General features: G+C 65.4%; 10 protein-coding genes. 4 read left to right on the forward strand and 6 right to left on the reverse strand.

The window, feature by feature from the left end:
• Window positions 1-14 precede the first annotated feature (14 nt).
• From CK489_RS01920 to CK489_RS01940, 4 genes are all read right to left on the reverse strand, one after another.
• Window positions 15-551 (reverse strand): hypothetical protein, encoded by a 537-nt coding sequence (locus CK489_RS01920; protein ID WP_143278069.1) that lies wholly within the window; start codon window positions 549-551, stop codon window positions 15-17.
• 65 nt (window positions 552-616) lie between these two features.
• On the reverse strand, window positions 617-934 hold the full coding sequence (locus CK489_RS01925) for a hypothetical protein (protein ID WP_095731083.1): 318 nt from the start codon (window positions 932-934) through the stop codon (window positions 617-619).
• A gap of 5 nt (window positions 935-939) precedes the next feature.
• Window positions 940-1,452, reverse strand: a complete 513-nt coding sequence (gene rcdA, locus CK489_RS01930; RefSeq protein ID WP_021081334.1) for a protease adaptor protein RcdA — start codon at window positions 1,450-1,452, stop codon at window positions 940-942.
• A 501-nt stretch (window positions 1,453-1,953) separates the two neighbouring features.
• Window positions 1,954-2,145: a DUF1192 domain-containing protein gene (locus tag CK489_RS01940; protein ID WP_050631350.1), complete on the reverse strand. Its 192-nt coding sequence runs from the start codon at window positions 2,143-2,145 to the stop codon at window positions 1,954-1,956.
• A 272-nt stretch (window positions 2,146-2,417) separates the two neighbouring features.
• Between CK489_RS01940 and metG the strand changes: the two genes are divergently transcribed.
• The 3 genes from metG to CK489_RS01955 all read left to right on the forward strand — a co-directional run bounded on the left by metG (window position 2,418) and on the right by CK489_RS01955 (window position 8,162).
• On the forward strand, window positions 2,418-4,097 hold the full coding sequence (gene metG / locus CK489_RS01945; protein WP_095731084.1) for a methionine--tRNA ligase: 1,680 nt from the start codon (window positions 2,418-2,420) through the stop codon (window positions 4,095-4,097).
• A 69-nt stretch (window positions 4,098-4,166) separates the two neighbouring features.
• The gene (locus CK489_RS01950; protein ID WP_095731085.1) at window positions 4,167-5,165 is read left to right on the forward strand and encodes an NAD(P)H-quinone oxidoreductase; all 999 of its coding nucleotides are present in this window, start codon (window positions 4,167-4,169) and stop codon (window positions 5,163-5,165) included.
• Between the two features lie 120 nt (window positions 5,166-5,285).
• Complete coding sequence (locus CK489_RS01955) at window positions 5,286-8,162, forward strand: EAL domain-containing protein (RefSeq protein ID WP_050631352.1); 2,877 nt, start codon at window positions 5,286-5,288, stop codon at window positions 8,160-8,162.
• A gap of 96 nt (window positions 8,163-8,258) precedes the next feature.
• Here CK489_RS01955 and CK489_RS01960 read toward each other — a convergent pair whose 3' ends face one another.
• A complete protein-coding gene (locus CK489_RS01960; protein WP_095731086.1) occupies window positions 8,259-8,516 on the reverse strand; it encodes a DUF7662 domain-containing protein in 258 nt (85 codons plus the stop codon).
• 116 nt (window positions 8,517-8,632) lie between these two features.
• Here CK489_RS01960 and CK489_RS01965 point away from each other — a divergent pair, with 116 nt between their 5' ends.
• Window positions 8,633-10,129: a GGDEF domain-containing protein gene (locus CK489_RS01965; RefSeq protein WP_095731197.1), complete on the forward strand. Its 1,497-nt coding sequence runs from the start codon at window positions 8,633-8,635 to the stop codon at window positions 10,127-10,129.
• 263 nt (window positions 10,130-10,392) lie between these two features.
• Here CK489_RS01965 and CK489_RS01970 read toward each other — a convergent pair whose 3' ends face one another.
• On the reverse strand, window positions 10,393-12,441 hold the full coding sequence (locus tag CK489_RS01970; protein WP_095731087.1) for a DEAD/DEAH box helicase: 2,049 nt from the start codon (window positions 12,439-12,441) through the stop codon (window positions 10,393-10,395).
• Between the last annotated feature and the right edge of the window lie 166 nt (window positions 12,442-12,607).

Here is a 12,607-nt window from a genome sequence, read left to right on the forward strand (position 1 = left end):
CGATGCCACATGAACTATTTCTGTTCGGCCTGCTCCGGCCGAACGGTTATGGTGTGGACACGCTTCGGCTCATCCAGCGAGTTCGACCCCGCCCCTCGTTCCCGCTCGGCGGTTTCGGCGCGAGCTTTCGCGTCTTCAATCAAAGCGGCGCAGGTCGATTGATCAATAGTGAATTCGAAGGGGACGCTATTATCGGGCGCGAAAAGGACCCGATGGATCACCACTCCATTCTTTTGAAACAGCGATACGAGGCGATCAAAGCAAAACCTGCCGGCAAATCGAAGTCGCTCCTCCTCACCTTCGGCTTTGTTGTGAGGAAGCAATCCCGCATCATTCGCCCTGTAATGCACATCGACGACGTTGTCGCGCGACGTTGCAGATTGGAAGGCGATCGGCGGCGTCGCCCTATTCGGCGCCTTCGCGTCAAACGCGTGAGCCATCGCTTCGATAGAATGAGCAATAGCCTGCGCCATTTCCGCGGGCGTCTTGGAGGGCGGCTTGGGCTCCGGATGGCTGACCGTCTGGCCGCCGGCATTGCCAATTGCGGCCACAAGAAGCGGTACCGAAGCGGCTGCGCTATGAGCGACTTTCGCCGAGAGAACATGCTGCAGGCCCGCTATTTCCCGACATGCGCAACACCTGGTTCGGAAGGCGCTGTGGGTTGAAGGACATTGTAAAGGACCCCGCCAAACATGAACCAGCCAAAGGCGCAAAGAAGAATGCGAAAGCGCTTACGGTTGTAGTCAGCCAGCAAGAAGGTGCCGCCGAAATACGATGACGGACTAAGGTCGCCGGCCAGGTACGCAGCCCAGATCATCCGCAGCAGGGTCCACGCAAAGATCAGCAATCCGAGCATGACCCAGGCGAGAAGAAAGTGTCCAATGATCGTCCTCGGCAGGGCGAAGCTGATTGCGCCAGCGATGCCTCTCGGCACCGACCCTACTGCTCGAACGCCGCCTTGAGGCGGTTGAGCTGCGGCACCAGCGGGTTGCCGATCGAGGAGCGATCCGGCGCCGGTGCGTGGATCGTGGTGTCGAGCCGGCGGACGCGCGCCTGCAGATCCATCGAACGGGCGATCAGCTGCTGCAATTGCTCCGGAAGTTTCGTCACCATGTCGGCTGGGCCGGGATCGGCGGCCGACAACTTGACCTTAGTCTTCTCGCGGTTGGCCTGGGTCAGCGTCATCTCGCCTTCCTTGACCGCGCGATGCAGCAGCAGCCAGGACGCGAGCTGCATCAGCCGCGTGGTCAGGCGCATGCTTTCGGTGGCATAGGTCAGGCTTACGGACCGTTCCAGCGCCTTGGCCTCGGCACGGCCGTCGCCGTCGAGATAGGCGGCGGTCTGCTCGACCAGGTCCATGCCTTCCCGGAACAGCACGCCGAATGCCGCAGAATTGGTCAGCCGTTCACTGAACAGCACAAGCCCGGCTTCGTTCTGGGAACGATCGGCCATGGTTAACGCCCTCACACCATCGTAACGCCCGCTGGCATCTCACGCGCCAGCTTATGATGAACAAATCATTGCGCGGGCGCGCCGAAGAGTCCAGCCGCAACCGGATTTATGGTTTCCAGCCGTGGATGCAACAAAAAAAGAGCCGCCGTTTCCGGCGGCTTTTGAAGTTGATAACAGGGAGGCGTCAAACAGAGTGGACAGGAGCCACTCGGTGTCCAAACGAGGACAATGCAGTCATAATCGAGAAAGCTTAACCGATCGTAAATGAGCGGATTTCTTCAGGCTTTGTTTGCCATGTCGGCCATTGACCTAGTTTGGGACAGCTGCGCGCTGGTCCCCACGCGTCGTCCCGGCGAAGGCCGGGACCCATAACCACCGGTGCCCGCGTTGCACGAGGCTGTGGCCCAACCCTACGCAACGAGGAGCAGCGGTGGTTATGGGTCCCGGATCGCGCTTGCTTTGCTCGCTTGTCCGGGACGCCGTGATGTGAGGTTGCAGCGCTTACGATTTGAAGAACGCGTCCGCGGCGTCCTTTGACGCGCGCTTCTTCGACATCGCCTCTTTCAATCGGTCGACTTCTGCGTTGAGCAGCGCGATCCTCTCGGTCAAATCCTCGACCGACAGCAGGTAGAGATCTTGTCCGATCTCGTGGCTGATCTTCTTCTTCGGCCGGTCGTCATCCTCAATCGGCATGTTGTCCTCCCGGCGATGTGATCTGGCGCCATGCGTCCAGAGATGGTAAATGTTGGGTCGAGGAGAATTTTGCAGTGACTTTCGTGTGCGTGCAACATCTGACGCGAATGCCCCGGCCCGACCGCAAGGAGTCTGACCGGACGGGATAGTGCGCGCCTGCGCGCCAGGCATGAGCCGACCCCAAGCCCTTCCGATCATGCGGGAGGGCTTTTTGATTTTCCCGATTTGATTTTTCGGGGTCGGCATCACCGAAACGCGAAAGACTTCGACCCATGACCAGGATTCTCATCACCAGCGCCCTGCCTTACGTGAACGGCGTCAAGCATCTCGGCAATCTCGTCGGCTCGCTCTTGCCCGCCGACGTCCACGCCCGCTTCCGCCGGCAGCTCGGCGATGACGTGCTGTTCATCTGCGCGACCGACGAGCACGGCACCCCGGCCGAGCTCGGCGCCATCGAGGCCGGACAAGACGTCAGAGCATTCTGCGATGCACAGCACGCCGTCCAGGCCGACATCTACCGCCGCTTCGGCCTGTCCTTCGATCATTTCGGCCGCACCAGCACGCCGCATAACCATGCGCTGACGCAGCACTTCTATCGCCGGCTCGACGCGGCCGGGCTGATCGAGGCGCGCACGACGCGGCAGGTGTTCTCGCCGGCCGACCGGCGCTTTCTGCCCGATCGCTACGTGCTCGGCACCTGCCCGCATTGCGCCGATGGATCGGCACGCGGCGATCAATGCGACCATTGCGGTGCGCTGCTTGATCCGCCGGAGCTGATCGATCCGCATTCGGCGCTGTCAGGCGACCGTGCGCTCGAGATCCGCGAGAGCCGCCATCTGTTCCTGTGTCAGTCGCAGCTCGTCGACCGCATCGGCGCATGGATCGACGGCCGCACCGGCTGGCCGCCCTTCGTGGTGTCGACCGCCAAGAGTTGGCTCAACGCCGATTTGCGCGATCGCTGCATTACACGTGATCTTGACTGGGGCATTGCGGTGCCGCGCGAGGGCTTTGACGGCAAGGTGTTCTATGTCTGGTTCGATGCGCCGATCGGCTACATCGCGGCGACGCAGGAGTGGGCCGCTGCCGCGCCCGGCCGCGACTGGCGGGAATGGTGGTGGCAGGCCGACGAGGTCAGCTACATCCAGTTTCTCGGCAAGGACAACATCCCGTTCCACACGGTGAGCTTTCCGGCGACGCTGCTCGGCTCCGGCGAGCCGTGGAAGACCGCCGACGTGATCAAGGGATTCCATTGGTTGAACTACGAGGGCGGCAAGTTCTCGACCAGCCGGAAGCGCGGCATCTTCACCGATGCGGCGCTGGAGGAATTGCCGGCCGATCTCTGGCGCTGGTGGCTGATCGCCAACGCGCCGGAAAGCGCCGACACCGATTTCAGCGTCTCGCGGTTCGTTGCCGATGTGAACAAGGACCTCGCCGACATTTTCGGCAACCTCGTCAACCGTATCGTCAGCTTCGCGCATCGCGCGTTCGACGGCCGCATTCCGGATGGTGGCGTCCCCGGTGATGCCGAGCGCCGGCTCGCGCATGATCTGGAGCAACGCATCGCAGCGCTTCACCGCCATCACACCGCGCTGGAGTTTCGCGCCGCGGCGGCGACGACGCGCGCGATCTGGGACGTCGCGAACGCCTACCTGCAACACGCAGCGCCCTGGACGGCGATCAAGTCCGATCCTGACCGCGCGGCGGTCATCACGCGCGTCGGGATCAACCTTGTCGCGCTCAGCGCGACGCTCGCGTGGAGTATCGTGCCCGCCCTGTCGGCGCGCGTGCTCGGCGCGCTCAGTCGCGATGAGGCCGTGCCGCGCTGGCCCAATGGCCCACTGCTCCCGCTGCTGGATCGCGGTGCCGCCACGCCGGTCGCGAGCTTCGGCCCGCTGGTCGAGAAAATCAGCCCTGAAAAAGCTGACCATCTGACGGCCCGGTTCGGGGCGTAATGGCGTTTCGCTTCGTTGGAAAAGGCGGTATGCCATCCGCCAATCCTCTTCTCTGACCAGGGACCAACCATGACAAACCTGCCCGCGCAAATGACCGTCGTTGCCATCAGCAAGCCCGGTGGCCCGGAGGTGCTGGTGCCGGAGACCCGCGCGCTGCCGGTGCCGAAGGCCGGCGAGATCCTGGTCAAGGTCGCGGCCGCCGGCGTCAATCGTCCCGACGTCGCGCAGCGCTCCGGCTCCTATCCGCCGCCGCCCGGCGCCAGCGACCTGCCCGGCCTCGAGATCGCGGGCGAAGTGGTCGCGCTCGGCGAAGGCGCCAAGCACAAGATCGGCGACAAGGTGATGTCGCTGGTCGCCGGCGGCGGCTACGCGCAATATTGCATCGCGCAGGACGCGCAGGCGATGACGGTGCCGGCCTCACTGTCGATGCAGGAAGCCGGCGCCATTCCGGAAACGCTGATGACGGTCTGGCACAACGTGTTCGAGCGCGGCGCGCTCAAGGCCGGCGAGACGCTGCTGATTCACGGCGGCTCCTCGGGCATCGGCACGATGGCGATCCAGCTCGCCAAGGCGTTCGGCGCCAAGGTGATCGTCACCGTCGGTTCGCAGGACAAGGCCGATGCCTGCCTCAAGCTCGGCGCCGATCACGCGGTGAACTACAAAACCGAGGATTTCGTCGAGGCGGTGAAGAAGGCGACCGATGGTGCCGGCGCCAACGTGATCCTCGACATGGTCGGCGGCGACTATATCGACCGGAACTACGACGCCGCCGCGGTCGAGGGCCGCATCGTCCAGATCGCGTTCCTGTCGGGAACACCTAAGGCCACGGCCAATTTCGCCAAGCTGATGGTCAAGCGGCTGCACCACACCGGCTCGACGCTGCGCCCCCGTAGTAATGCGGACAAGGCGGCGATGGTCGCGGCGATCGAGGCAAAGGTGCTGCAGCTGCTGCGCGAAGGACGCGTCAAACCGCTAATGGACAGCACATTCCCGCTGGAAAAGGCCGCCGACGCGCATCGGCGCATGGAGACCAGCGAACATATTGGCAAAATTGTGTTGGTGGTTTAACTCTCGCAACCGAAGCGGGGGCGGAAACCCTTTGATTCCCTTCGCTTTCGTGTCATTTATCGCGCCACCTCCGGGCCGGTCGCCGGGCCCGGGCAGTTTGTCGATCGCGGAGTACTGACATTGCGTCTGATCAGGTGCCTTGCGCTGCTCGCGCTGGGCCTCATGATGTTTGCCGCTGCGCCTGACGCGTATGCGATCGACGCCGTCAGCGTGCGCAGCGATGCGCCGGCGATCGACTTGACGGCGGTTCTCGACCATCAACGTAGTGAAACCGACCGCATCCAGGTCTCCACCGCACCGGGAACCGACGGCATCGTGCGCCGCATCGAAGTTCGCGCCCGCGAAGGCGGCCAGAACTGGGTGGTATTCGCGCTTGCCAACAACACGGACGACCAGCTCGACCGCCTGATCGTTGCGCCGCATTATCGCATCGTGTCGTCAGGCCTGCTGTGGCCCGACCTCGGCCTGTCGCGCATCGCAACCATCACGCCGTCGGTCGGCGATCGTCCCGAGCGGCAGGAGAGTCCGACCGCCGACGTGTTCCGCATCACGCTCGATCCCGGCGCCGTCGTCACCTATGTCGCGGAGCTGCGCACCGACAAGCTGCCGCAGCTCTATCTGTGGGAACCCGACGCCTACAAGGACAAGGTCAACTCCTTCACGCTGTACCAGGGCATCGTGATCGGCATCTCGGGCCTGCTCGCGCTCGTGCTCACGATTTTGTTTGTGGTCAAGGGCAGCATCATGTTCCCGGCCGCCGCCGCGCTGGCCTGGGCGGTGCTGGTCTATATCGGCGTCGACTTCGGCTTCTGGGGCAAGGTGCTCGACATGTCGAACAACGCCGAGCGCGTCTGGCGCGCGGCGGGCGAGGCGATCCTCGCCGCGACATTGCTGGTGTTCCTGTTCGCCTACCTCAATCTCAGTCGCTGGCACGTCCGCTACTCGCACATCACGATCGGCTGGCTGGTCTTCCTCGGCTCGCTGGTGGCGTTGGCGCTGTTCGATCCCGCGGTCGCCTCCGGCATCGCGCGCATGTCGCTGGTGATGATCGCCTTCGCCGGCTTCGCGCTGATCGTTTATCTGTCGACCCACGGCTTCGACCGCGCGGTGCTGCTGATCCCGACCTGGTTCCTGCTGGTGGTCTGGGTGGTCGCGGCCGGCATGACGGTCGCGGGCTCCGTCACCAACGACATCGTCGGTCCGGCGCTGCTCGGCGGCCTGGTGCTGATCGTGATGCTGATCGGCTTCACGGTGATGCAGCACGCCTTCGCCGGCGGCGGCGCCACCACCGGCGTCGTCTCCGATGTCGAGCGCCGCGCGCTGGCGCTGACCGGCTCCGGCGACCTGATCTGGGACTGGGACGTCTCCGCCGACAAGGTGTTCACGAGCCCCGAGACCGAGGCGCTGCTCGGCCTCAAGCGCGGCACGCTGGAAGGCCCGGCCGCGAAATGGCTCGAAGTGCTGCACCCGCTCGACCAGGACCGCTTCCGCGCCGCGCTCGACAGCGTGCTCGACCAGCGCCGCGGCCGCCTGGTGCAGGATTTCCGGCTGCGTACCCCCGACGGCCATTTCATGTGGTTCGCGCTGAAGGCGCGGCCCGTCGTCGGCTCCGACGGTGAGGTCTCCCGCGTGGTCGGCACCCTCACCGACGTCACCGAGTTTAAGAACTCCGAAGAGCGGATGCTGCATGACTCGGTGCATGACAATCTGACCGGCTTGCCGAACCGCCGGCTGTTCATGGATCGGCTCGGCGCGGTGGCGAACCTCGCGAAAACCATGCCGAACCTGCGGCCGACCCTGATGGTGATCGATCTCGACCGCTTCAAGCAGGTCAATGATTCCGTCGGCATCGCGGTCGGCGACTCCATCCTGCTGACGCTGGCGCGCCGGCTGACCCGCATCCTCAAGCCGCAGGACACGCTGGCGCGGATGGCCGGCGACCAGTTCGGCCTGATCCTGCTGTCCGAGCAGGACCCGGCGCGGATCACCAATTTCGCCGAGACCATCCGCAAGACCATCCGCGCCCCGATCGCCTTCAACGACCGCGAGATCTTCCTGACCGCCTCGATCGGTCTTGCGCTGTCCGACCCGGCGGCGCCGCTGACCGACGAGATCATCAAGGACGCCGAGCTTGCGATGTATCACTCGAAGCGGATCGGCGGCGACCGCATCGACGTCTACAAGCCGGCGATGCGGGCGCGGAAGACCGACCGCCTGACGCTTGAGAGCGACCTGCGCCGCGCCATCGAGCGGCAGGAGATCACGATCCTGTACCAGCCGATCGTGCGGCTCGAGGATCGCGCGATCGCGGGCTTCGAGGCGCTGGCGCGCTGGGACCATCCCAAGCTCGGCCGGATGGCGCCGTCGGAGTTCATCAACGTCGCCGAGGAGACCGGCCTGATCGTCGATCTCGGCATGTTCGTGATGGACCAGACCGCACGGCAGCTCGCAGTGTGGCAGCGCGCGATGCGCGCCCGCGAGCCGATCTTCGCCTCGGTCAACGTGTCGTCGCGGCAATTGCTGCGCCACGATCTGATCCACGACATCCGCACCGTGCTGTCGCGTTCCTCGGTGGCGCGCGGCACGCTGAAGCTGGAGCTGACGGAATCGCTTGTCATGGAGAATCCGGAGCACGCCGCCCAGATGCTGGCGCGGATCCGCGAGCTCGGCACCGGGCTGTCGCTCGACGATTTCGGCACCGGCCACTCATCGCTGTCCTATCTGCAGCGCTTCCCGTTCGACACCATCAAGATCGACCAGTCCTTCGTCCGCACCACCAGCCGCGGCACCCGCCCGGTGATCCTGAAATCGATCATCGCGCTGGCGCACGATCTCGGGATGGAAGTGGTCGCGGAAGGCGCCGAGACCGACTCCGATGCCGTCGAGCTCTATCAGCTCGGCTGCGAATACGCGCAAGGCTTCGCCTTCGGCGAGCCGATGGACGCCGACGCCGCGACGCGGCTGCTCACCGAGGAACGGCTGGAAGCCGCGAGCTAAGGCGCGAACAGCGACGCCAGTCGCTCCCTCGCCCCGTTCTCCCTGGGAGAGGTGAAGCAGCGCTCCACGGTCTGGTTTGAAAAAAGCGATCGCGCTCTAGCGCGGCTTCGGCATGCGCTTGAACTTGACGCTCTTGCCGTCGGTCTGGCGCGTCGCGATGTAGCCGGCCTCGATGCAGGCCTCGCGCTGCGGCATTTTCTCCTGCGGGCTGCGCAGGGTTTCCCACCACGACGCCCGGTGCGCGGCACGCGGCAGCGCCGCATCGATGATCGCCTCGATCTCCTCGAAGGTCAGTACGAATTCGGGCAGATGCTGCTTCTTCAGATAATCCCGCAGCGCGTCGTAATCGTTCACGTCATCCTCTGGGCTCAGGGTTCCAGCAACCACCCGTTAACCCATTCGGCGGCCGCTGTCGCCATTTAAGGCGACAACAAGATTTCCCGATGCATGACGGCGCTTTGGAGCGGGACATGCCATTTCGACGGGGACACGACGCAAGGCGGCGCTGGCGGCTATCGGCAAGGCTGCTGGTCGTTGCGTCGGTTGCAGCCGTCCTCGGCTTCTCCGCGGTCTGCGCCGGCGTGATGTTCGACATGCGCCGCGGCGAGGAACAACTGGCCCGCCGCACCCTGGAGAATCTGGCGTCGGGCATCGAGGCCGACATCAGCCGCAACATCGAGCTCTACGACCTGTCGCTGCGGGCGGTCGCCAGCAACCTGGAAATGCCGGAGATCCGCAATGTCAGCAAGGAACTGCGGCAACTGATCCTGTTCGACCACGCCGCGACCGCAAAGCACTTCGGCGCGATCCAGGTGTTCGACAGCAAAGGCGATCTGACCATCGACGCGGCGAGCCTCGATCCGCAGCCGGAGAACCGCGGCGACGAGGAGTATTTCACCGTCCAGCGCGACCATCCCGACACCGGGCTGTATGTCAGCCGGCCGATGCTGCATCGCGGCGCCTACGCCATCGTGCTGAGCCGGCGCATCGTCGGCGAGGGCGGCCGCTTTCTCGGCGTCGTGGTCGGTTCGATCCGCTTCAGCTATTTCCATGATCTGTTCGGGCGCCTGAACCTCGTGCCGGGCGACACCATCACCGTGCTGCGCAACGACCGCACCATCATCATGCGGACACCGTTCGATCTCGACGTGATCGGCAAGAACCTCGCCGAGCAGCTGGACTGGAAATCCGAGAACCTGAAGGTGGGCGGTGCGTTCTCCGGCAAGGGCCCGGTCGACGACACGCCGCGGCTCTATGTCAGGCGCAGCAGCAGCGGCGGGCCGCTTTACGTCGTGGTCGGCAAGCCGCTCGAGGCCGTCTTCAATCTCTGGCGCACCGAGGCGATCCGGATCGGCGCGATCATGGGCTTTCTGGTCCTGTTCGTGCTCAGCGCGACGCTGGTGCTCGCGCGCGAGATCGTCCGCCGCGGCGACGCCGAGGACAGGCTGGAGGAGATGGCGACCACCGACGCGCTCACCGGCCTGAAGAACCGGCGCAAGTTCGATGCCGAGATCGACCGCGAATGGCGGCGCGCCGGCCGCTATGGCCAGCCGGTCGCGCTGTTGATGATCGATGCCGATCATTTCAAGGCCTACAACGACACCTATGGGCATCAGGCCGGCGACCAGGTGCTGGTCGGAATCGCGATCTGCATTTCGGACGCGGTGCGCCGCGCCGGCGATTGCCCGGCGCGCTTCGGCGGCGAGGAATTCGCCGTGCTGCTGCCCAACATGACCGCGCTCGAGGCCTTCAACCTGGCCGAGATGATCCGCAACAAGGTCCAGCAATGGTGCGAGGGCGAGTTGATCACCACGGTCAGCATCGGCGTCGCCAGCATGCGCCCGCTCGCGGGCCAGCAATGGTCCGACCTGATCGAAGCCGCCGACAAGGCGCTCTACGCCGCCAAAGCCAACGGCCGCAACCAGTCGGTGCTCGCAACAGTGCCGAAGATCGCGCTGGTGGCGTAGCAGTCGAGCGGACAGCGGCAAAGACGCCGCGCTGCATACGCAATTGAGTTCGTCGCGCAATCTCCTCCACATCGTCGTCCCGGCGAAGGCCGGAACCCATAACCGCCGCATGTGATTGTGAATGGGATTGTAGCCGCAGCGTCACGCAACAACGGGCATTCGGGGTAATGGGTCCCGGCCTTCGCCGGGACGACGCTGAGTTTGCTGCAGCGTCGAGACTCACACATCGGCATTCTGAACGCGCGGCAACACCGCACGCCAACTCAACCGCGCCGCTTCTTCTTTGGCTTCTTGCCGAACTTCGGCTTCGCCGACACGTCCGGCCACTGCGTGGGGCCAGCGTGGCCGGACTTGCCCCGATGTTTCTTTTTCTTCCCGAACCTAGGCTCGTCGCCGGACGTCGGCCTCGAGCCTCTTGCTTCGCGATCGAAGCGGGACGGCGCCTTGGATTCCTGTCTAGGCGCATAGTCTTCGCGCGAACCGCTTGGCGCTTCGCTGGAAAACGCTCTCATCTCCCGATCCGGCTTGCCGCGCCGCTTGCCGGGCGCCTCGTCACGCGGCGCGTCGCTGCGCGGAGCGCGGTGGCCGCCGTCATCCCGATCGCGCCAAGGCTCGGGCCTGGGCTTGCGCGCCGGCTTCTCCGCGCGCGCTTCCCCCTGCGGTGCGTCCGCCAGCGGCTCGATGCGGATGCTGTCTTCCTTGTCCGGACGCTTGATCTTGACCGCGAAGGAATCCGCAACCCGCGTGGCGATCTCGAATTCGGTCGTCGTATCCATGATCTTGATGGCGCCGATGTCGCGCTTGTCGATGCCGCCGCGGCGGCAGATCATCGGCAGCAGCCAGCGCGCTTCGGCATTCTTGCGGCGCCCGATCGCGGCGCGGAACCAGACGGTCGCCTCCTCCATGCCATGGCGCGGAGACTTGCCGGTCTTCGCTCGCGGCCCGGCGGCGCGCTCATCGCGGCACGAGGCGCGATCGCCGCGATCGCGGCCCCGCCCCTCGCCGGGATCGAGAATGTCTTCGGGCGCCGGAAGCCGCGCGCGATAGAGCCGGGCCAGCGCAGCGGCGACCGCCTCGGGCGACCGTTCGGCGAGCAAGGCCTGCGCGAGAACCAGGTCGTCCGCTGTCGCCTCTTCGGAGAACACCGCATCCTTCAACAGGCGCTCATGGTCGAGCTTGCGGATCTCGTCGGCCTGCGGCGCGGTGCCCCAGACAATATCGATGCCGGCCAAATCGAGCAGCAGCTCGGCGCGCCGCCGCCGTGCCGGCGGCACCAGCAGAATGCTGACGCCCTTGCGGCCGGCGCGGCCGGTGCGGCCCGAGCGATGCTGCATGACCTCCGGGTCTTTCGGCAGGTCGGCATGAATCACGAGATCGAGGCTCGGAAGGTCGATGCCGCGCGCTGCGACGTCGGTCGCAACGCACACCCGCGACCGCCCGTCGCGCAACGCCTGCAATGCCTGGGTCCGCTCGTTCTGGGTCATTTCACCCGACAGCGCGGCCACGGAGAAGCCGCGCTCCAGCAGCGCCGCCTGCAAGTGCCTGACGGCTTCCCGCGTGTTGCAGAACACCAGCGCGCTCGGCGCTTCATGGAAGCGCAGCACATTGACGACCGCGTGCTCGACATCGTCGGCGGCGACCCGGATGGCACGGTACTCGATATCGGAATGACCGCCCTCGTCGCCGGCGACCTCGATCCGGAACGCCTGCTGCTGATACTGCTTGGCCAGCGCGACGATGCCGCGCGGAAACGTCGCCGAGAACAACAACGTGCGGCGAGTATCCGGCGTGGTCTCGAGGATGAATTCCATGTCCTCGCGAAAACCGAGATTGAGCATCTCGTCGGCCTCGTCGAGCACGACGACGCGCAATCCCGAAATGTCGAGCCGGCCGCGCCGCAGATGGTCGCACAACCGGCCGGGCGTGCCGACCACGATGTGGGCGCCTTGGGCCAGCTCGCGCTGCTCGCGGCGCGGGTCCATACCGCCGACGCAGGAGACGACGCGGCCATCGGCATGCTCGTAAAGCCATGCCAGCTCGCGCTGGACCTGCAAGGCGAGCTCGCGCGTCGGCGCCACGATCAGGGCCAGCGGCGCGGCGGCCGGCTCGAACCGCTCGGCGTCGCCGAGCAGATCCCTTGCCATGGCCAATCCGTAGGCAACGGTCTTGCCCGAGCCGGTCTGGGCGGAAACCAGGAGGTCGCGGCCGGCGGCGTCGTCGGCCAGCACGGCGAGCTGGACGGGGGTCGGCTGTTCGTAGTTGCGCTCAGCCAGGGCATGGGCGAGCGGCGGACTTGTGGTCGGAAAGGGCACGAGATGGGAAACCTTGATTGGTCCGGGCGCAGAACGTCGAGCGGGACGACCTGAAGCTGCGACCCCGGCAGGCGGCACGGCCGCATGACGATTTGGCGCTGCTTTACGCCAAGACCGGCCAAATCGCCATGCCCCCAAGGCCTTCCCGTGACGGAAAAGGCCCTCC

Origin of the sequence: Bradyrhizobium sp. UFLA03-84, assembly GCF_002289535.1 — a bacterium.
GTDB lineage: Bacteria > Pseudomonadota > Alphaproteobacteria > Rhizobiales > Xanthobacteraceae > Bradyrhizobium > Bradyrhizobium viridifuturi.

What these genes read in the sequence shown, in the direction of transcription:
- CK489_RS01965 (WP_095731197.1), top strand. Translation starts at nt 8,633, where the DNA reads ATGCCATTTCGACGGGGACACGACGCAAGGCGGCGCTGGCGGCTATCG.
- metG (WP_095731084.1), top strand. Translation starts at nt 2,418, where the DNA reads ATGACCAGGATTCTCATCACCAGCGCCCTGCCTTACGTGAACGGCGTC.
- CK489_RS01950 (WP_095731085.1), top strand. Translation starts at nt 4,167, where the DNA reads ATGACAAACCTGCCCGCGCAAATGACCGTCGTTGCCATCAGCAAGCCC.
- rcdA (WP_021081334.1), bottom strand. Translation starts at nt 1,452, where the DNA reads ATGGCCGATCGTTCCCAGAACGAAGCCGGGCTTGTGCTGTTCAGTGAA.
- CK489_RS01940 (WP_050631350.1), bottom strand. Translation starts at nt 2,145, where the DNA reads ATGCCGATTGAGGATGACGACCGGCCGAAGAAGAAGATCAGCCACGAG.